The sequence below is a fragment of the Pseudomonas sp. genome (assembly GCF_030147005.1).
GTDB lineage: Bacteria > Pseudomonadota > Gammaproteobacteria > Pseudomonadales > Pseudomonadaceae > Aquipseudomonas.
This window is the reverse complement of record NZ_JASLAW010000057.1, coordinates 16,348-35,164: the sequence shown is the minus strand read 5'-3', so window position 1 is coordinate 35,164 and position 18,817 is coordinate 16,348. Positions and strand designations below refer to the sequence as shown.

The window sequence follows — 18,817 nt, the reverse complement described above, 5'->3', positions numbered from 1 at the left end:
TCAGTTGTTAAAGAGCGGTTGGTTAAGAGCTATTCGTCTCAACCGAGGCGCGCATTCTACAGCAGCCTCATTTGCTGTCAAGCAGTTATTTTCAGAAGCTTTCGAAGATTTCTTCAACAACTTCAACCACTTGCGCTTGCGATCTCTCGTAAGCGGGAGGCGAATTCTACAGATTCCCACAGGTGCGTCAAGCACTTAAACCAAAAAAATGGGAACTCCCTTCTCTCTCGTCTTTCTTCTATATAAATAAGCAGGCAAGAACGATCAGAAGGGTTGGCTCACAGGCCAACGAGCCAAACACAAACGCATCTTTCGGTAGCTATGGGAAGGCAAGGGAGCGCCGGTCTTTGTATCGGCGAACGCCAACAAGTAAGAGGATGGTGTCCCAGGGCCGGTTCGAACGGCCAACCTTCCCCTTAGGAGGGGGATGCTCTATCCAATTGAGCTACTGGGACAAATCGCAATCATCGAGGCAAAGGCTCAACGACGGACGGCGTGCATGTTAACGGTCAAGGTAGTTTTTGTCATGTCATCCGTTGGATTTTTGATCGTAGGCTAATCCTGCTAAGACTATCCAGACGCACCCCAGTAAACCCAAGCGTCCTATGGCATCGTGCAGATTGCACTCCAACAAAGTGCCATCATTGCAAATTGCAATGCTTCACAACCCTGATCGGTGCTCAAGTTATTGATTATCTTGGATTAATAGGTTGGCACGGGAGCTGCAATAGTCTCCTACAAAACCATTTGGCTAAGGCACACGGAGAAGCGACCATGAACAGCGCCCTACTACTCGCCCTCAACATAGTGGCACTGACCGCGCTGGCAACCTTTCATTTCCAGCCAGCCAACATGGAAGACTCAGCCCAGATCAATCAGCCAGTCCCGCACCATCTCCAGCAACGTCCGCAGCTGGCTGTGATGACGGCTGATGCTCAATCGCCTATTCGTTTGGCCCAAGGCACCGAGGCCGCCCCAGTATCCGAACATTGGGTTTTCTGAGAGCGCTACTCATGTCCAAACCAGCATGGCTATTTCTATGCCTGACGCTCCTCACTGCCTTATTGGGCTTAAATGAGGATATGCAAGGAAGCGCAACCCTGGCATTCATCGCCAGCGCGGTCTTCGGTTGCCTGCTCGTACTGGCGCTGGCTGTCGGTCGTCGCATCAAATTCGACCCCGTGCTGCGCTAACCTCCCCCCGACCTTACGTCGCCTCGCACTAGTAAATCAGCAAACTGCCACTACTCTTAGACATATGGGCAAAAGGCCATGCCGCATAGGGCGTGCGCTCTTCAATCCGATGCTGGACCAAGCTTGCGTATAGATCAGGAAGACCAGCTCACACGCGAAAATTTTCCAACCAGTCCGCAAAAATGCAAATCAGTGCTGGCATAAAGCCTTTAGTCGGTTCAATATTTGTCACAGAATTGACGCCAAGGAAATGTCAAATCTGAGGCATGATGCGGCCTCTTTGCAATTCGGGTTGAACTTTGGTCGTGAGCCTTGTCTTAACACTCATCTTGCGGCCAATTCCAAAAACCGCTCCCCTGAACTAACCGGTTAAATATATGCGCCCATTGAAACAGGCAATCTATTCCAGCCGTACGGCTGACAAGTTCGTCGTACGTCTGCCAGACGGAATGCGGGAACGCATTGCCGAGGTGGCTCGCAATCATCACCGCAGCATGAACTCCGAAATCATCGCTCGCCTGGAACAGAGCCTTATTCAGGAAGGTGCCTTGGGTGAAGAGTTGAGCATGCGTCTGGACAGCCCAGAGCTGTCACTTCACGAACGCGAACTGCTGCAACGCTTTCGTCAACTTTCCCACCGCCAGCAAAATGCTCTCGTCTCGCTGATCGCGCACGACGTAGAGGCGGCCGCAGAAGCCAATTGATTTGCACCTGAAAGCCGAAGCCAGCCATGCGCTGGCTTTTTTTTGTCTGGGATTTGAGCAAGAAAGCAAAGCGAGGGCAGATTTGCCCCCGCAGGAAAGGTCAGAGCAGGAAGATTGTGGCCAAACCCAGGAAGATGAAAAAGCCGCCACTGTCAGTCATGGCTGTAATCATCACGCTGGCCCCCATGGCTGGATCGCGTCCTAGACGCGCCAAAGTCATAGGGATCAAAACTCCCATTAAGGCAGCCAATAGCAAATTAAGGGTCATGGCAGCGGTCATCACCACACCCAGGGACCAACTGCCATATAGCAAGTAAGCCACCACCCCAATTACGCCTCCCCACACCACCCCGTTGATGAGGCCCACAGCCAATTCCTTGCGCAGCAGACGCGAAGAGTTGGCCGTACTGACCTGATCCAGCGCCATGGCCCGTACGATCATGGTGATGGTCTGGTTACCGGAATTGCCGCCAATGCCGGCCACGATCGGCATCAACGCCGCCAAGGCCACCAACTTTTCAATGGAGCCTTCAAACAGCCCAATCACGCGGGACGCGATAAATGCGGTAATCAGGTTAACGGCCAGCCAAGCCCAACGGTTGTGCAGCGAACGCCAGACTGACGCAAAAATATCTTCCTCTTCACGCAAACCTGCCATGTTGAGGACTTCGGTTTCACTTTCTTCGCGAATCAGGTCGACGATTTCATCAATCGTCAGACGGCCGATCAACTTACCGTTCTTGTCGACTACCGGGGCCGAGATCAAGTCGTACCGCTCGAATGCCTGGGCCGCGTCGTAGGCATCTTCATCCGGGTGAAAGCTCACGGTATCGCTGGCCATCAGGTCAGCAACTTTCTTCTCCGGATCATTTACCAGCAGACGTTTGATGGGCAATACGCCCTTGAGGATGCCTTCGTAGTCGACCACAAACAGCTTGTCGGTATGCCCCGGTAGCTCTTTGAGACGACGCAGATAGCGCAGCACCACTTCCAGGCTGACGTCTTCCCGGATGGTGACCATCTCGAAGTCCATCAGCGCGCCGACCTGATCTTCATCATAAGACAGCGCTGAACGCACACGCTCACGCTGCTGAGTGTCCAACGCCTCCATCAGCTCATGAACAACATCACGCGGCAATTCAGGGGCCAAGTCGGCCAGTTCGTCCGCATCCATCTCTCTGGCGGCAGCCAGGAGTTCATGATCGTCCATGTCGGCGATCAGGGTTTCGCGGACCGAATCGGATACTTCGAGGAGAATGTCGCCGTCGCGATCAGCCTTGACCAACTGCCAGAGCGTCAATCGATCATCCAGCGGCAAGGCTTCGAGAATATAAGCAACGTCGGCGGAATGCAGATCATCGAGCTTGCGTTGCAACTCGACGAGATTTTGCCGGTGAACCAGGTTTTCGACGCGGTCGTGGTTCGGACCTTCCTGGCGGTGCGTGAGATCTTCGACCACGCGCTGGCGCTGCAGCAGCTCGATAACTTGAGCCAGGCGATCCTGCAGGCTTTCTTGTGTTTTCTTTACTTCTACTTCGGTCATAGGCGAACTCCACTCCCAGCAGCGGAGCGCGCCGGAAGGATCAATCAGTCAATTGATGATTGGTAAAACGGGGTACTGAGTAACTACTGGGTAAGTCCATGGAGGCATTCCACAAGCCCCGGCGGGGCTGACCGGCGCATGATACACCGCTCCGCCGCCTTTAACGTCAAAAAACTGGAAAGAACAAGTGCTTGCAAGCCAAAGCTGAGTATTGGCTGCATCTATGAACTGCGACGACGTAGCCGGAAGGGAAAACACATGGGAAATAGAAAAAGGCGCACGTCAGGATAAAACCTACACAAACCCCCAGACGGCAAAAAGCCCGCACTAGGCGGGCTTTTTGTTTGTATGGTGCACTCGACAGGATTCGAACCTGTGACCGCTCGGTTCGTAGCCGAGTACTCTATCCAGCTGAGCTACGAGTGCAAAGTGTGTTTTTAGACCAGGTCACAACTGGTTGAAGCCAAGCTACCTGCATTGCTGCAACTAACTCTTAAATGGTGCACTCGACAGGATTCGAACCTGTGACCGCTCGGTTCGTAGCCGAGTACTCTATCCAGCTGAGCTACGAGTGCATTTGTTGCCGCGCATTATAGGCCGTTCAATCTCTATGTAAAGCTATTTTTTCGAGTATTTTCAACAACTTACCGAAAAAACCAGATTGCAACGTACTAAGCAAATAATGGCGGAGAACGGGGGATTCGAACCCCCGACACCCTTTTGAGGTGTACTCCCTTAGCAGGGGAGCGCCTTCGGCCACTCGGCCAGCTCTCCGCAACACGGGGCGTATATTAACCACGTTCCTCCCCGTTTGCAAACATAAAAAACGATAAAAATTAAAGGCTTGGTTCTTCGTCCTTCTCTTTCTTGATCCGCAGGTAGATTTCCTCGCGATGGACCGCTACCTCTTTCGGAGCGTTAACCCCGATACGCACTTGATTGCCTTTAACGCCGAGCACGGTCACGGTGATTTCTCCATCACCGATAATCAGGCTTTCTGCGCAACGACGAGTCAGAATCAACATACCTTTCACCTCACGCAATTCAGTTTCAGGAACAACAACCTGCAAAAAAAGCATTCGACCTACAACCAGAAGGCCGTAGCCCTACCGCCTAAGTATTGTCGAGCCCACGCAAAAGAGCATGCGCCCAACAAAAAAATGAAAGGCGCGGTAAGCCGCGCCTTTCTGGCATCGCCTCACTCGCCCTGTCGGGCCGGAGCGTCCAGCTCAAAAGCGGTGTGCAACGCACGCACAGCCAGTTCCAGGTACTTCTCTTCGATCACCACCGAAACTTTGATTTCCGATGTGGAGATCATCTGGATGTTGATGCTTTCCTTGGCCAGCGCCTCGAACATGCGACTGGCAACACCGGCATGGGAGCGCATGCCCACGCCCACGATCGACACCTTGGCAATCTTGGTATCGCCGACCACTTCACGGGCGCCGATCTCGTTCGCCGTGTTTTGCAGGATACGCTCGGCCGCATCGTACTCGTTGCGATGCACGGTGAAGGTGAAATCGGTGGTGTTATCGTGCGAAACATTCTGCACGATCATGTCGACTTCGATGTTCGCGCCGCTGATAGGGCCGAGGATCTTGAAGGCCACACCGGGGGTGTCTGGCACGCCACGGATCGTCAGCTTGGCTTCATCGCGGTTGAAAGCGATGCCGGAAATGATCGGCTGTTCCATGGATTCCTCTTCATCAATAGTAATGAGGGTGCCCGGACCCTCTTTGAAGCTGTGCAAGACGCGCAGCGGAACGTTGTACTTACCGGCGAATTCCACCGCACGAATCTGCAGCACCTTGGAACCAAGGCTGGCCATTTCCAGCATCTCTTCAAAGGTGATCTTGTCCAGGCGCTGGGCCACGGGCACGACGCGCGGGTCGGTGGTGTAGACGCCATCCACATCGGTGTAGATCTGGCATTCGTCAGCCTTGAGAGCCGCTGCCAGCGCTACGCCAGTAGTGTCCGAGCCGCCACGACCCAGGGTGGTGATATTGCCTTGCTCGTCCACGCCCTGAAAACCCGCTACAACCACTACGCGTCCAGCCTTCAGATCAGCACGAATCTTCTGATCGTCGATCTGCAGGATACGCGCCTTGGTATGTGCGCTGTCGGTAAGGATGCGCACCTGAGCGCCAGTGTAGGACACCGCCGGCACGCCACGCTTGTTCAGGGCCATGGCCAGCAGCGCAATAGTCACCTGCTCACCGGTGGACACAATCACATCCAGCTCACGCGCAAGCGGTTGTTGATCACCGCTGATGGCCTTGGCCAGGTCGATCAGGCGATTGGTCTCGCCGCTCATGGCCGACAGCACCACCACCAGGTCGTCACCGGCATCACGGAACTTCTTAACCTTGTCGGCGACCTGCTCGATTCTTTCGACAGAGCCGACCGAGGTGCCTCCAAATTTCTGTACGATCAAAGCCATTTCTAAGCCGCCTCAGCCCGTAAAGGGGCGCCCAATAAACGAATCTTCCAGCAACCGAGCAAGCCCACGACTAGACCATGGGCTCATTAACAGCGCCTTAAATACCTGCTTCGACAAACGGCACGGTCAAGGCCAGGGCTGCGTCCAGGGCGCCGGCATCTACACCACCGCCTTGCGCCATGTCCGGACGACCACCGCCCTTGCCGCCCACTGCCGCAGCGGCTTGCTTCATCAAATCACCGGCTTTGAGTTGGCCAGTCAGGTCCTTGGTTACACCAGCAACCAGAACGACCTTTTCCTCATGGACACTGCCGAGCAGGATCACTGCGCGGCCGAGCTTGTTCTTCAACTGATCGACCAAGGCCAGCAACGCCTTGCCGTCCTGACCGTCCAGACGTGCCGCCAATACTTTTACGTCTTTGACGTCAACCGCCGAGGCCGACAGATCGTCGCCCGCGGCACTGGCTGCCTTGGCTTGCAACTGCTCAAGCTGTTTCTCCAGCGCACGGTTGCGTTCAAGAACGGCGGACAGCTTGTCGATCAGATTGTCACGACTGCCCTTGACCAGGCTGGCCGCTTCCTTGAGTTGTTCTTCGGCGGCATTGAGGTAGGCCAGCGCCGCAGCACCGGTAATCGCCTCGATACGACGCACACCCGAGGCCACACCGCCCTCGCTGATGATTTTCAACAGGCCGATGTCGCCGGTGCGGTTGGCGTGGATACCGCCACACAGCTCCACCGAGAAACTGCCGCCCATGCTCAGTACGCGCACTTCGTCGCCGTATTTCTCGCCAAACAACGCCATGGCGCCCTTATTCCTGGCGCTTTCGATATCCGTTTCCTCGGTTTCAACCGGGCTGTTCTTACGAATTTCAGCGTTGACGATATCTTCCAGCGCCTTGATCTGCTCTGGCTTGATCGCCTCAAAATGGCTGAAGTCGAAACGCAGGCGTTGGCTGTCGACCAACGAGCCCTTTTGCTGGACATGCTCGCCCAGCACTTGACGCAACGCAGCGTGCAGCAAGTGAGTGGCCGAGTGGTTCAGCGCGGTTGCATGCCGTACGTCGGCATCGACCTGCGTATCCACTGGCGCACCGACAACCAGGTTGCCCAGCACCAACACACCATGGTGCAGGAACGCACCACCGGTCTTGGTGGTGTCGCGCACCTCGAAACGACCGGACGTCGAGCCGAGGAAACCACAGTCACCGATTTGACCACCCGACTCGGCGTAGAACGGCGTCTGGTCCAGGACCACAACGGCTTCATCGCCCTCGTTCAGCACATCGACCGACTTGCCGTCTTTATAAAGGGCAACGATCTTGGCCGAGCCGGCGGTAGCCTTGTAGCCGATGAACTCGGTGGGCACATCAACCTTGACCAAGGTGTTGTAGTCCAGGCCAAACGAGCTGGCGGAACGCGCGCGCACGCGCTGGGCCTCCATTTCGCGTTCAAAGCCAGCCTCATCGACGGTCAGCTCACGCTCACGGGCGATGTCGGCGGTCAGGTCCATCGGGAAACCGTAGGTGTCGTAGAGTTTGAACACTACGTCGCCCGGCACCACGGTACCTTTGAGTTCAGCCAGGTCCTGCTCGAGAATTTTCAGGCCGTGCTCCAGGGTCTTGGAGAACTGCTCTTCTTCGGCCTTGAGAACCCGCTCGATGTTGGCTTGTTGCTGCTTGAGTTCCGGGAAGGCGTCGCCCATCTCGGCAACCAGTGCAGCCACGATCTTGTAGAAGAAGCTGCCGGTGGCGCCCAGTTTGTTACCGTGACGGCAGGCACGACGGATAATGCGGCGCAGCACATAGCCACGGCCTTCGTTGGACGGCAGCACACCGTCGGCAATCAGGAAACCGCAGGAACGGATGTGGTCCGATACAACCTTGAGCGAAGACTGGCCTTCATTGGCGCAGCCAATCGCCACAGCCGATGCGCTCAGCAGGTTGGTAAACAGGTCGATTTCATAGTTGGAGTGAACGTGCTGCATGACCGCACTGATTCGCTCCAGGCCCATGCCGGTGTCGACCGAGGGCGCCGGCAACGGGTGCAACACACCATCAGCGGTGCGGTTGAACTGCATGAACACGTTGTTCCAGATTTCGATGTAACGGTCGCCGTCTTCATCCGGCGAACCCGGCGGGCCACCCCAGATGTCGGCGCCGTGATCGTAAAAAATCTCGGTGCAGGGCCCGCAAGGACCGGTGTCGCCCATGGTCCAGAAGTTATCGGAGGCGTACGGCGCACCTTTGTTGTCGCCGATACGGATCATGCGCTCGGCGGGCACGCCGATTTGCTGGGTCCAGATGTCGTACGCTTCGTCGTCCGTCGCGTAGACGGTGACCCAGAGCTTTTCCTGGGGCAGCTTCAGCACGCCGGTCAGGAAGGTCCAGGCGAAGGTGATCGCATCTTTCTTGAAATAATCGCCAAAGCTGAAGTTACCCAGCATTTCGAAGAAGGTGTGGTGACGTGCGGTGTAACCGACGTTTTCCAGGTCGCTGTTCTTGCCGCCGGCGCGTACGCACTTCTGACTGCTGGTGGCGCGGGTGTAGGCGCGTTTTTCCTGGCCCAGGAAACAGTCCTTGAACTGGTTCATCCCCGCGTTAGTGAACAGCAGGGTGGGGTCATTGCCTGGGATCAAAGAGCTTGAGGCTACACGGGTGTGGCCTTGCTCTTCGAAGAAGCGAAGGAAGGCTTCACGGATTTCTGCGCTTTTCATTAGGTTCTTCCACGGAGGCTGCGGCCAAAGGCCAGTGCGCAACATCATTAGACGAAGCGACGGCAAAGGGCCGCATTATATCGGCCCTTTGCCGGTGGTACAGCGTGTTTATCTGATAGAAGCAGTCAATTAGACGGCCTGCACTGTCATTTCTGCGAAAAAGCGACAAATGTCTGCACCACTTGCTCGATCTGCGCCCGGCTGACATCCAGATGCGTGACCATGCGCAAACGCGGCGCGGCACTCAACTTGATCCCGCGCTCTGCGGCAAAGGCCTTCAACGCCTGCGCCCGGTCACCAACTTGTACATAGACCATGTTGGTCTGGACCGGCTCCACCGTGTAACCCGCCTTTCGCAGCTCAGTGCCCAGCCACTGGGCATTGGCATGGTCGTCGGCCAGGCGCTGCACCTGGTGATCCAAGGCATACAGGCCTGCCGCCGCCAGCGAGCCGGCCTGGCGCATGCCGCCGCCGACCATTTTGCGCAGGCGTCGCGCCTTGGCGATCAATGCCGTGGCGCCGCACAGTACCGAACCGACCGGTGCGCCGAGGCCTTTGGACAGGCACACCGACACCGAGTCGAAATGCTGGGCTATCTCTCGTGCCTCCACGCCCAGTTTCACCGCCGCGTTATAAAGCCGCGCGCCGTCCAGGTGCAACGCCAGGCCGTGTTCACGGGTAAACGCACGCGCTTGGGCCAGATATTCCAGCGGCAGCACCTTGCCTTGCATGGTGTTTTCCAGCGCCAGCAAGCGCGTACGCGCGAAGTGGAAATCATCGGGCTTGATTGCCGCCAGCACCTGGCCAAGATCCAGTGAACCGTCCGGTTGCAGTTCCAGCGGCTGCGGCTGGATCGAACCCAGCACGGCCGCCCCGCCCCCTTCGTATTTGTAGGTGTGGGCCTGTTGCCCGACGATGTACTCCTCGCCGCGCTCACAGTGGGCCATCAACGCCAGCAGGTTGCTCATGGTCCCGGTGGGCACGAACAGCGCAGCCTCAAAGCCCAGGCGCTGCGCGAGTTCGGCCTCCAGTTTATTGACGCTGGGGTCTTCGCCGTAGACGTCATCACCGCTGGCGGCGCTGGCCATTGCGTCACGCATACCGGGGGTGGGTTGGGTCACGGTGTCGCTGCGCAGGTCGATCACAGACATGAAACAAGGCCTCTAACGGGTGATGTAAGTAGGTTTTATGAATGATTACTGCGGGCAACGCTACGTAATATCAAGCCCCACGTCGCTTCAATCGAATACCAACCAAACAAACCGATATAGCTTATCGATACGGCAACCGTGCAGTTTTTGAAAAACCATGTTAAAAACTCTGCGCCGCCAGGGTTCTGGCGGCAACGTTCTCAGGGCGGGGTGCAATTCCCCACCGGCGGTAATTGCGCGCAATGCGCATAGCCCGCGAGCGCTTGGCGCCTCGAACTGCTCAGGCAGGACGGCGACAAGGTCAGCAGACCCGGTGTGATCCCGGGGCCGACGGTCATAGTCCGGATGAAGAGAGAACGGGATTGGCACCTAAGGGCCGCGCGCTATCTCATGCCTGCATGAAACAGCTGTGCATACCCTTAAATCCCATTCGATTCATAACGCCCTGTTTTTTTCTTAAACAGGAGTCAGAACATGCAACCCACCGCAATTGACAGCAAAAGCAAAAACCACCACGGCGAGCGCGTCGCGTTTATCCAGGCCTGCTGGCACAAGGATATTGTCGACCAGTCACGCAAAGGTTTCCTCGCCGAAATGATCGCCCAGGGCTACCAGGAATCGGATATCGATTTCTTCGAAGTCGGCGGCGCCTTTGAAATGCCCCTGCACGCCAAGCTGCTGGCCAAGACCGGCCGTTACGCCGGTATCGTCGCCGCCGCGCTGGTGGTGGATGGTGGGATCTACCGTCACGAATTCGTCGCGCAGTCGGTGGTCAGCGGCCTGATGCAGGTGCAGCTCGAAACCGAAGTGCCGGTGTTCTCGGTGTCCCTGACCCCACACCACTTCCACGGTGGCAGCGAACACACCACCTTCTTCTACGAACACTTCGTGCACAAAGGCCAGGAAGCTGCGCGTACTTGCGCCGATACCCTGCACAAAGTGCGCGCAATCCGCCGTAGCGAGCCACGGGCTGTAGCCGTCTAAGCAACAGCTGCAAAACCCTGTAGGAGCGGGCTTGCTCGCGAAGGCCTTGCTCGCGAAGGCAGTGCATCAGTCACCCGGTAACTGACACTACGCCTTCGTGAGCAAGCCCACTCCCACATTTGGCTCCCCCATCAGGCCTGGGATCTAGACCAGGCCGGCATCGGTAGTCGGCACGATCAATATCCCGGCGCGCAAGCCGTTCTTCACCTTGGGGTTGGGAAAGATGATACGAGCGCCCTCCTCCTCGATCACCCAGCGCGTCTTGGCCACGTCTTCGGCCAGCAGGTAGCCTTTTTCCAATTCCGAGAAGTTTTCCACATCCGCCGGCAAATGCAGCAGGAACGCGTCGCTGTGCTTGATGACTTCCCGAGCAACGGCGAACAGCTTCAGGCCGTCCAGGCTGTCGGATTCAGGCTCGGTGCCTTCGATAATGTGCTTGAGGCGCGTCTCCAGCCTGGACACATCCACACCCTGGTTCTGCCCAAAGGGACGCGCCTTGCCCAGCTCAAGGGTGAAGGCCTCGGCGTCGAGTTGTTCGTAAGTGAATGCCGTGAAGGTAATCGACGTCTTGTTCTGCAGCAGCACCGCCTCCATTCCGGCGGCGCGCAGACGCTCCAACTCCCGGCGTGAATGCGGGCGCCCTTCTTTCCAGGGATACAGCGCAAACTGCTCGATCTTCGAGCCACGAATCGCGGTATGCAGGTCGTAATGCAGGCGCGAGCGGCCAGGCAGACTGAAAAAGCTGCGGGCCAATTGCTCAAGTTCGGCGGCGCGCATGGCTTCGGGGCCGATGTTGCTTTCATGACGGCCGTTGAACAGCCGGTTGACGTCCAGTTCAAGGTAACGCTCGCCGCGACGCATGGCCTCGGTGTTGCCGAACAGGAACAGAATACGGGTACGAGGTTTGATCTGCCCACCGGCGATGCCATGCAACAGACGGTCGAGCAGTTCGATCGGCGCGGTTTCGTTGCCATGGATGCCGGACGACAGCAGCAGGTCGCGGCCATTGTCCCGGGCCTCGGGCGGGCGCACCTCAAGTGCACCCTCGCTGAGCCAGCGCATCTGCACGCCGTCGACAGTCAGTTGAATTTTTTGCGCCGGTTCGCGACCGGCGAGGGTCAGTTCAAGCAGTTTGCCGAGGGCGAGCATAAGCAGCTTCCTTAGTGGTTGCAGCCTGGGCCGTGGACGTGATCGTCGTCGTCACCTTCGACGTCGGCCGGTTCCATCTCCAGTTGCAGGCTCATCAGGTTGGTAGCCAATGGGCGCATCAGCAGGTTGGCGTACTCGGCGTCGCCTTCCTCTACGTCCACGCCGATCAGCAGTTGGCCACGGCCGTCGTGCTGAATCCAGATCTCCTTGCCCTGCCAGACCACGGCAACGCGGGTGCAGGAAGTTTCCAGCTGGGTGCCGTCGGTGTCTTCAAGGATCAGCTTCAGGGTGTCGGTCATAAATAAAATATCTCAGCCGTATGGCGTTAATGGGTCTGGAAAGGATAAACCGAGCCCAGTTTAAGGATTTGCGTCAGTTCATCCAGTGCCGCCCGGCACTCAAGCAACAGTTGCGGGTCAGCCAGGTCGGTTTCGCGCAGGCTGTCGCGGTAGTGCTTGTTGACCCACTGGGTCAGGGTGTCGTACAGCGGCGCGGTCATGATAACGCCTGGATTCACCGCCGCCAGTTCGGTTTCGTTCAACGCCACACGCAAACGCAGGCACGCCGGGCCGCCGCCGTTCTGCATGCTTTGCTTGAGGTCGAATACTTTCACTTCGCGGATCAACCCACCGGAGGCGGTGAGGTGCTGCAGGTACTGCCAGACGCGCTCGTTGGCGCGGCACTCTTCCGGCACGATCAGCAGCATCGAGCCGTCAGGACGTGTCAGCAACTGGCTGTTGAACAAGTAGGACCGCACCGCATTCTCGACACTGACCTGGGCACGCGGCACGCAGACGGACTGGAAGTTGCCGCCCAGTTTGCCCAACTTGCCCTGCAGTTCGGCGAGCATCTGTTCGGTATTGAGGAACGCGTCCTCGTGATAGAACAGCACTTCGCCGTTGCCCACCGCAATCACATCGTTGTGGAACACACCGGCATCGATCACCGCCGGGTTCTGCTGCGCGTAAACCACACCGTCTTGCTTCAAGCCGTGCAGACGCGCGACGGCCTGGGACGCTTCGAGGGTCTGGCGCGCCGGGTATTTTTGCGGAGCCGGGTAGCGAGGGTCGAACGCACTGCGGCCAAACACGAAGAACTCGACGCCGGCTTCACCGTACTCACGGCAAAAGCGCGTGTGATTGGCCGCGCCTTCATCGCCAAACTGCGCCACTGCCGGCAACGCCGCGTGGTGGGCGAAGTGCTTTTGGTCGGCGAACATCGCCCCCAGCACGCGGCTGGTGGTCGGGTGTTCGATGCTGCGGTGGTATTTGCAGTTGAGGTTGGCTGCGGTGAAGTGCACGCGGCCATCCGCCGTATCGGCGCTGGGGCTGACGGTGGCGGCATTGGCCACCCACATGCTCGACGCCGAGCAGCTCGCCACCAGCAACGGCATGGCCTGCTTGGCCGCCTGCTCAATGACCTGGGCGTCGGTGCCGCTGAAGCCGAGGTTGCGCAACGCGGCCACGTCCGGACGTTCCTGGGGGGCGAGCACACCTTGCACAAAGCCCATGTCCATCAGCGCTTTCATTTTTTGCAGCCCCTGCAACGCCGCTTCCTTGGGGTTGGAATGCTGCTGGCTGTTGCTCTGGGACGCGACGTTGCCGAAGGACAAACCGCCGTAGTTATGAGTCGGCCCCACTAGACCGTCAAAATTGACTTCATAGGATTTCATCGGCGAGGCTCCACGAACATCTGTTTTTATAGGCTTCAAATTACTTGTATACACCACCGGTCAATGTGGGAGAGGCCCTGTGTGGGAGCAGGCAAACCCGCTCTCATACAGGACCTCGCCCACATTCAGATCAGCGTGATACCCGGAGTGAGCGTGGCCGGCACGACCAGGCTCGGGGTCTCCAGTGACGCCACCGGATACGCACAATAATCCGCCGCATAATAAGCACTGGCGCGATGATTGCCCGATGCCCCTACCCCACCGAACGGCGCGGTACTGGCGGCGCCGGTCAGCTGTTTGTTCCAGTTGACGATGCCGGCGCGGCTTTCCAGCCAGAACTGCTGGTAGCGCGCCTCGGAATCCGACAGCAAACCCGCGGCCAGGCCGTACTGGGTGTTGTTGGCTTCGGCAATCGCGGCGGCAAAATCAGCGTAGCGAATCACCTGGAGCAGCGGGCCGAACAGTTCTTCGTCTTCGCGCTCGGTCACCGCCGTCACGTCGATGATGCCTGGGGTCAGCAAGGCGGCCTGGTCGCGGGGCTGGGTCATTTCCAGCAGCGCCACCGCGCCATTGGCCAGCATCAGCTCCTGGGCGTCCATCAAGGCTTTGGCGGCAGCCAGGGAAATTACCGAGCCCATGAACGGCGCCGGTTGCTGGTCGAACGCGCCCACTGAAAGGGTCGCGCTCACCGCTACCAGACGTGCCAGCAACGCATCGCCCCAGGCGCCTTCCGGTACCAGCAAGCGACGGGCGCAGGTGCAGCGCTGACCGGCGGAGATAAATGCCGACTGGATGATGGCGTACACCGCCGCGTCCATGTCGGCCACTTCGTCCACCACCAGCGGGTTATTGCCGCCCATTTCCAGGGCCAGGATCTTGTCCGGGCGTCCGGAAAACTGCTGGTGCAGATGGTTGCCGGTACGGCTGGAACCGGTGAAGAACAACCCGTCGATACCGGGGTTGGCCGCCAGCGCGATACCGGTTTCCCGCGCGCCTTGCAGCAGGTTCAATACGCCCGCCGGCAAACCCGCCTCGATCCAGCACTGCACGGTCAGCTCGGCAACCTTCGGCGTAAGCTCGCTCGGCTTGAACAGCACGGTATTACCCGCCAGCAGAGCCGGAACGATATGCCCGTTCGGCAAGTGCCCAGGAAAGTTGTAAGGGCCGAACACCGCCACCACGCCGTGAGGCTTGTGGCGCAGCACAGCGGTAGCGTCGCCCAGGGGGCCACTCTTCTCGCCGGTACGCTCGCGATAACTTTGCACCGAGATCGCGATCTTGTTGGCCATGCTGGTGACTTCAGTTGCCGACTCCCACAGCGGCTTACCGGTTTCCTCACCGATGCAGCGGGCGATTTCATCGGCGCGGCTTTTGAGGGTGGCGGCGAAGGTTTCGAGCACGCTGATGCGCTCTTCCAACGACTGGCGAGCCCAGCCTGGAAACGCCTGACGCGCGGCCTGCACGGCGGACTCGACCTGCTCGGCCGTCGCGCCGTTGCCGCTCCACAGCACGTCCTGGGTCACCGGGTTACGCGATTCAAACAATTCACCCTGGCCAGCCAGCCAGCTACCTGCGATGTACAACGAATTCATTATTTCGACTCCCGAGCAGCAGACAACGCAACAGCGCGCACTTGATCACCAACGACAAGTTGAAGCCGCTTGGCGGTCTGCGGGTCGACCACCAGCGTACCCGCGGCCAGGCGAGCCGGCGCGGCAGTGATGCGGCAGTCTTCGCGTTTGCGGTTATGGATCAGGAAAGGGGTGGCGTCGTCCCCCGGCGTGCCGATGGCCAGCACCAGCGACTGGCTGTCGCGCACCGCACGAATCTTGCTGGTTTCACATTCCACCGCCGGGCCCGCGTCGAAAATATCGACATAGCCCTGGTAGCTGAAGCCTTCGCTCTTGAGCATGCTCAGCGCCGGTTCGGTATCCGGATGCACCTTGCCGATCACGTTGCGCGCGTCTTCGGAAAGGAAGCAGCTGTACAGCGGAAACTTGGGCATCAGCTCGGCGATAAACGCCTTGTTGCCCACGCCCGTGAGGTAATCGGCCTGGCTGAACTCCATCTTGAAGAAGTGCCGGCCCAGGCTTTCCCAGAACGGCGAGCGCCCTGCTTCGTTGGACACGCCGCGCATCTCGGCGATGATCTTGTTGCCGAACAGCTGCGGGAATTCCGCGATAAACAGCATGCGCGCCTTGGCCAGCATGCGGCCGTTGAGGCCGTTGCGGTAATCGGCGTGCAGGAACAACGAGCACAACTCGGAATTGCCGGTGAGGTCGTTGGCCAGGAACAACGTCGGAATTTCGCGGTAGATATTCAACTCCTGGGAGGCGCTGACCGTCAGGCCGACCCGGAAGTTGTACCACGGCTCGCGCAGGCCGACGGCACCGGCGATGGCGGAAATACCCACCACGCGGCCTTCGTCGTTTTCCAGCACGAACAGGTAGTCGGCATCGCCCCGCCCGGCTTCGCCGCGAAAGGTTTTCTCAGCCCAGCCCACGCGGTGGGTCAGGCGCTCTTCGTTGGCCGGCAAGGTGGTGAGACCGGTGCCGGTGCTGCGCGCCAGATCTATCAGGGCCGGTAAATCGCTGCTGCGTACGGGACGAACGATCATGCTATCTCCTCGAACGGGCCGCTTTGCAGCCACCCGCGAAACTCTGTTTTAGACCGGCTCTCAAACTGCAACAAGACGCACGCTGGCGCCTTCACCGACGCCCAGGGCTTCGGCTGCCGCCAGGTCAAGGGTCACCGGCTTGCCGGGCGCGTAGTCCAGCTCCAGCATCACCGCGCGGTAATCCTGCAACTGCGCGTTGCTCACCAGGTACTGGCGGCCGACACCCCTGACCATCTCGCCGATCTTCACCGGCACCACGCGGCTCTGGGCGATCGAACGAATGCCCGAGACCCGTGCGTGCAGCGTCGGGCCGCCGTCGAAGATGTCGATGTAATGGTCTGTTTCGAAGCCTTCGCGCATGAGGATGTCGAAGGTGATCTGCGCACGCGGGTGCACCTGGCCCATGGCTTCCTGGGCTTCATCCGGCAGCAACGGCACGTAGATCGGATAATGCGGCATCAGCTCGGCGAGGAAGGTACGGCTTTTCAGCCCGCACAAGCGCTCGGCCGCGGCGTAATTGAGGTCGAAGAAGTTGCGGCCGATGGCGTCCCAGAACGGCGAGTCGCCGTTCTCGTCGCTGTAGCCGACAATCTCGGTCACCACCGAGTCGGCAAAGCGCTCGGGGTGGCTGGCAACGAACAGCAGGCGGCCACGGGAATTGAGTTCCGACCATGGCGAACCGACCAGTTCCGGCACCACGTAGAAACTGGTGAGCAGGCTGTTGCCGGTCAGGTCGTGGCACTGGGAAAGCACGTGGATCTTGTTGTGGATCTTCAGCTCGCGGGAGGCGTGCACGAAGGTCTCGTTACGAAAACTATAAAAGGGTTCCGAGTAGCCGGCCGAAGCGACGATAGCCGAGCAGCCGGCGAGCTTGCCGGTCTCGGTGTCTTCGAGCACGAAGAAATAGCTTTCTTCACCGTTGAAACTCACCTCGGCCGCGAAGGACGCTTCGCTGGCGGCGATTTTGTCGCTCAGGCGTTCCACATCATCCGGCAAGGAGGTGACACCAATCGGGCTGTCCGCAGCCAGACGCTGTACCTCGCCCAGATCAGCCATTTGCGCGGGCCGCATCACCAGCATGGTGTCACTCCTTAACTCGAAAAACTCACAGAGGGAAAAATACCGGACGCGTTCTGAATCAACACACCCCCAATGTGGGAGCGGGCTTTCGTGGCGAGGGAGCTTGCTCCCGCTGGGCTGCGCAGCGGCCCCAAGCTTTTGGCAAGCGCTGCGCACTCCAACGGGAGCAAGCTCCCTCGCCACAAAAGCGGCTCCCACATGGGGTCAGGTCCGGCAAATAAAATGTGTCGCTGTCAGGCTTGCGTCAACGTCTTCACAGCACGTTCGAAGCGATCCAAACCTTCATTGATGTCTGCCTCTTCCACCACCAGGCTTGGCGCAAAACGCACCACGTCCGGGCCGGCTTGCAGGATCATCAGGTTTTCTTTTTCGGCGGCGTTGAACACGTCCTTGGCCTTGCCCTTGAACGCGTCGCTCAACACGCACCCGATCAGCAAACCCATGCCACGCACTTGCGTGAAGATGCCGTACTGCTTGCCGATCTGCTCCAGGCGCGCCTTGAACAGGTCGTGCTTGGCATTCACGCCGGCCAGTACTTGAGGGGTGTTGATCACGTCGATCACTGCTTCAGCCACCGCGCACGCCAGCGGGTTGCCGCCGTAGGTGGTGCCGTGGGTGCCGACCACCAGGTGCTTGGCCAGGTCTTCACGGGTGAGCATCGCGGCTATCGGGAAACCGCCGCCCAGGCTCTTGGCGCTGGTGAGGATGTCCGGCACCACGCCGTAGTGTTGGTAGGCGAACAGGTGGCCACTGCGGCCCATGCCGGTTTGCACTTCGTCGAACACCAGCAGCGCGTTGTTCGCGTCGCACAGCTCGCGGGCGCCTTGCAGGTAAGCCAGCTCGGCCGGCAGCACGCCGCCCTCGCCCTGGATCGGTTCGAGCACCACGGCGCAGGTCTTGTCCGACACGGCGGCTTGGAGCGCTGCGAGGTCGTTATACGGCACGTGGGTGATGCCGGTGATTTTCGGGCCGAAACCATCGGAGTACTTGGACTGCCCGCCGACGTTGACGGTGAACAGCGTACGCCCGTGGAAGCTGTTGAGCGCGGCGATGATCTCGTACTTCTCGCTGCCGAAACGGTCGAACGCGACGCGACGGGCCAGCTTGAAAGCGGCCTCGTTGGCTTCGGCGCCGGAGTTGCAGAAGAACACGCGCTCGGCAAAGGTGGCGTCGATCAGCTTGTGCGCCAGGCGCAACGCCGGTTCGTTGGTGAACACGTTGGAGACATGCCACAGCTTGTTGGCCTGCTCGGTCAGTGCGCCGACCAGCGCCGGGTGGGCGTGGCCCAATACGTTGACCGCGATGCCGCCGGCAAAATCGATCAGCTCACGACCGGCCTGGTCCCATACGCGCGAACCTGCGCCACGCACGGGAATAAAGGCGGCAGGTGCATAGTTGGGCACCATTACCTGGTCGAAATCGGCACGTTGCACCGGGGCTTGCTCAACGGACATCGGAGTCTCCTGAAGAGGAACGCCTGCCTGGAACTGGCGGGCGATGCAGGGATTGTAAGGACAGTTTTCAGCGCGGCCTTGTCGCCAAGCGACAACTTCTTATAGCGCCAACCC

General features: G+C 59.0%; 16 protein-coding genes, 4 tRNA genes and 1 riboswitch. Of the genes, 4 read left to right on the top strand and 16 right to left on the bottom strand.

The genetic code is table 11. From position 1 onward, the window contains the following. Window positions 1-378 precede the first annotated feature (378 nt). Window positions 379-455, bottom strand: a tRNA-Arg gene (locus tag Q1V60_RS05425). 319 nt (window positions 456-774) lie between these two features. Here Q1V60_RS05425 and Q1V60_RS05420 point away from each other — a divergent pair. The 3 genes from Q1V60_RS05420 to Q1V60_RS05410 all read left to right on the top strand — a co-directional run bounded on the left by Q1V60_RS05420 (window position 775) and on the right by Q1V60_RS05410 (window position 1,897). Beyond that, the gene (locus Q1V60_RS05420) at window positions 775-1,002 is read left to right on the top strand and encodes a hypothetical protein (protein ID WP_300628169.1); all 228 of its coding nucleotides are present in this window, start codon (window positions 775-777) and stop codon (window positions 1,000-1,002) included. An 11-nt stretch (window positions 1,003-1,013) separates the two neighbouring features. Continuing rightward, the gene (locus tag Q1V60_RS05415) at window positions 1,014-1,193 is read left to right on the top strand and encodes a PA3371 family protein (RefSeq protein WP_300628168.1); all 180 of its coding nucleotides are present in this window, start codon (window positions 1,014-1,016) and stop codon (window positions 1,191-1,193) included. 377 nt (window positions 1,194-1,570) lie between these two features. After that, on the top strand, window positions 1,571-1,897 hold the full coding sequence (locus tag Q1V60_RS05410; protein ID WP_003193592.1) for an Arc family DNA-binding protein: 327 nt from the start codon (window positions 1,571-1,573) through the stop codon (window positions 1,895-1,897). Between the two features lie 100 nt (window positions 1,898-1,997). Here the strand turns inward: Q1V60_RS05410 and mgtE are convergent, their stop codons facing one another. From mgtE to ltaE, 8 genes are all read right to left on the bottom strand, one after another. Then, window positions 1,998-3,440 (bottom strand): magnesium transporter, encoded by a 1,443-nt coding sequence (mgtE, locus tag Q1V60_RS05405; RefSeq protein ID WP_300628159.1) that lies wholly within the window; start codon window positions 3,438-3,440, stop codon window positions 1,998-2,000. 349 nt (window positions 3,441-3,789) lie between these two features. Next, a tRNA-Arg gene (locus Q1V60_RS05400) sits at window positions 3,790-3,866 on the bottom strand. A gap of 72 nt (window positions 3,867-3,938) precedes the next feature. Next, window positions 3,939-4,015: transfer RNA gene (locus Q1V60_RS05395), tRNA-Arg, on the bottom strand. 108 nt (window positions 4,016-4,123) lie between these two features. Continuing rightward, window positions 4,124-4,214: transfer RNA gene (locus Q1V60_RS05390), tRNA-Ser, on the bottom strand. A gap of 62 nt (window positions 4,215-4,276) precedes the next feature. Beyond that, window positions 4,277-4,465, bottom strand: a complete 189-nt coding sequence (gene csrA, locus Q1V60_RS05385) for a carbon storage regulator CsrA (protein ID WP_003175645.1) — start codon at window positions 4,463-4,465, stop codon at window positions 4,277-4,279. A 173-nt stretch (window positions 4,466-4,638) separates the two neighbouring features. Then, the gene (locus Q1V60_RS05380) at window positions 4,639-5,880 is read right to left on the bottom strand and encodes an aspartate kinase (RefSeq protein WP_300628156.1); all 1,242 of its coding nucleotides are present in this window, start codon (window positions 5,878-5,880) and stop codon (window positions 4,639-4,641) included. 97 nt (window positions 5,881-5,977) lie between these two features. After that, a complete protein-coding gene (gene alaS, locus Q1V60_RS05375) occupies window positions 5,978-8,596 on the bottom strand; it encodes an alanine--tRNA ligase (protein ID WP_300628153.1) in 2,619 nt (872 codons plus the stop codon). Between the two features lie 146 nt (window positions 8,597-8,742). Then, window positions 8,743-9,747, bottom strand: coding sequence for a low-specificity L-threonine aldolase (gene ltaE / locus Q1V60_RS05370; protein ID WP_300628151.1), 1,005 nt, complete (start codon window positions 9,745-9,747; stop codon window positions 8,743-8,745). Between the two features lie 192 nt (window positions 9,748-9,939). Beyond that, window positions 9,940-10,109, top strand: a riboswitch (FMN riboswitch). 112 nt (window positions 10,110-10,221) lie between these two features. Here ltaE and Q1V60_RS05365 point away from each other — a divergent pair. Further along, window positions 10,222-10,731 (top strand): 6,7-dimethyl-8-ribityllumazine synthase, encoded by a 510-nt coding sequence (locus Q1V60_RS05365; protein WP_057723717.1) that lies wholly within the window; start codon window positions 10,222-10,224, stop codon window positions 10,729-10,731. Window positions 10,732-10,875: 144 nt separating this feature from the next. On the opposite strand, the gene astE is transcribed toward Q1V60_RS05365, so the two are convergent. From astE to Q1V60_RS05330, 7 genes are all read right to left on the bottom strand, one after another. Continuing rightward, complete coding sequence (astE, locus tag Q1V60_RS05360) at window positions 10,876-11,880, bottom strand: succinylglutamate desuccinylase (RefSeq protein WP_300628144.1); 1,005 nt, start codon at window positions 11,878-11,880, stop codon at window positions 10,876-10,878. A gap of 11 nt (window positions 11,881-11,891) precedes the next feature. Next, the gene (locus Q1V60_RS05355) at window positions 11,892-12,179 is read right to left on the bottom strand and encodes a hypothetical protein (protein ID WP_003175651.1); all 288 of its coding nucleotides are present in this window, start codon (window positions 12,177-12,179) and stop codon (window positions 11,892-11,894) included. 26 nt (window positions 12,180-12,205) lie between these two features. Beyond that, a complete protein-coding gene (gene astB / locus Q1V60_RS05350; protein ID WP_300628140.1) occupies window positions 12,206-13,552 on the bottom strand; it encodes an N-succinylarginine dihydrolase in 1,347 nt (448 codons plus the stop codon). Between the two features lie 125 nt (window positions 13,553-13,677). Further along, on the bottom strand, window positions 13,678-15,147 hold the full coding sequence (astD, locus tag Q1V60_RS05345) for a succinylglutamate-semialdehyde dehydrogenase (RefSeq protein WP_300628170.1): 1,470 nt from the start codon (window positions 15,145-15,147) through the stop codon (window positions 13,678-13,680). Beyond that, window positions 15,144-16,169, bottom strand: coding sequence for an arginine N-succinyltransferase (gene astA, locus Q1V60_RS05340; RefSeq protein ID WP_300628137.1), 1,026 nt, complete (start codon window positions 16,167-16,169; stop codon window positions 15,144-15,146). Before astA ends, astD begins: the two co-directional genes overlap by 4 nt. A 60-nt stretch (window positions 16,170-16,229) precedes the next feature. Continuing rightward, window positions 16,230-17,249, bottom strand: a complete 1,020-nt coding sequence (gene aruF, locus Q1V60_RS05335) for an arginine/ornithine succinyltransferase subunit alpha (RefSeq protein ID WP_300628135.1) — start codon at window positions 17,247-17,249, stop codon at window positions 16,230-16,232. Window positions 17,250-17,482: 233 nt separating this feature from the next. Next, window positions 17,483-18,703, bottom strand: a complete 1,221-nt coding sequence (locus Q1V60_RS05330) for an aspartate aminotransferase family protein (protein ID WP_300628133.1) — start codon at window positions 18,701-18,703, stop codon at window positions 17,483-17,485. Window positions 18,704-18,817: the final 114 nt, after the last annotated feature.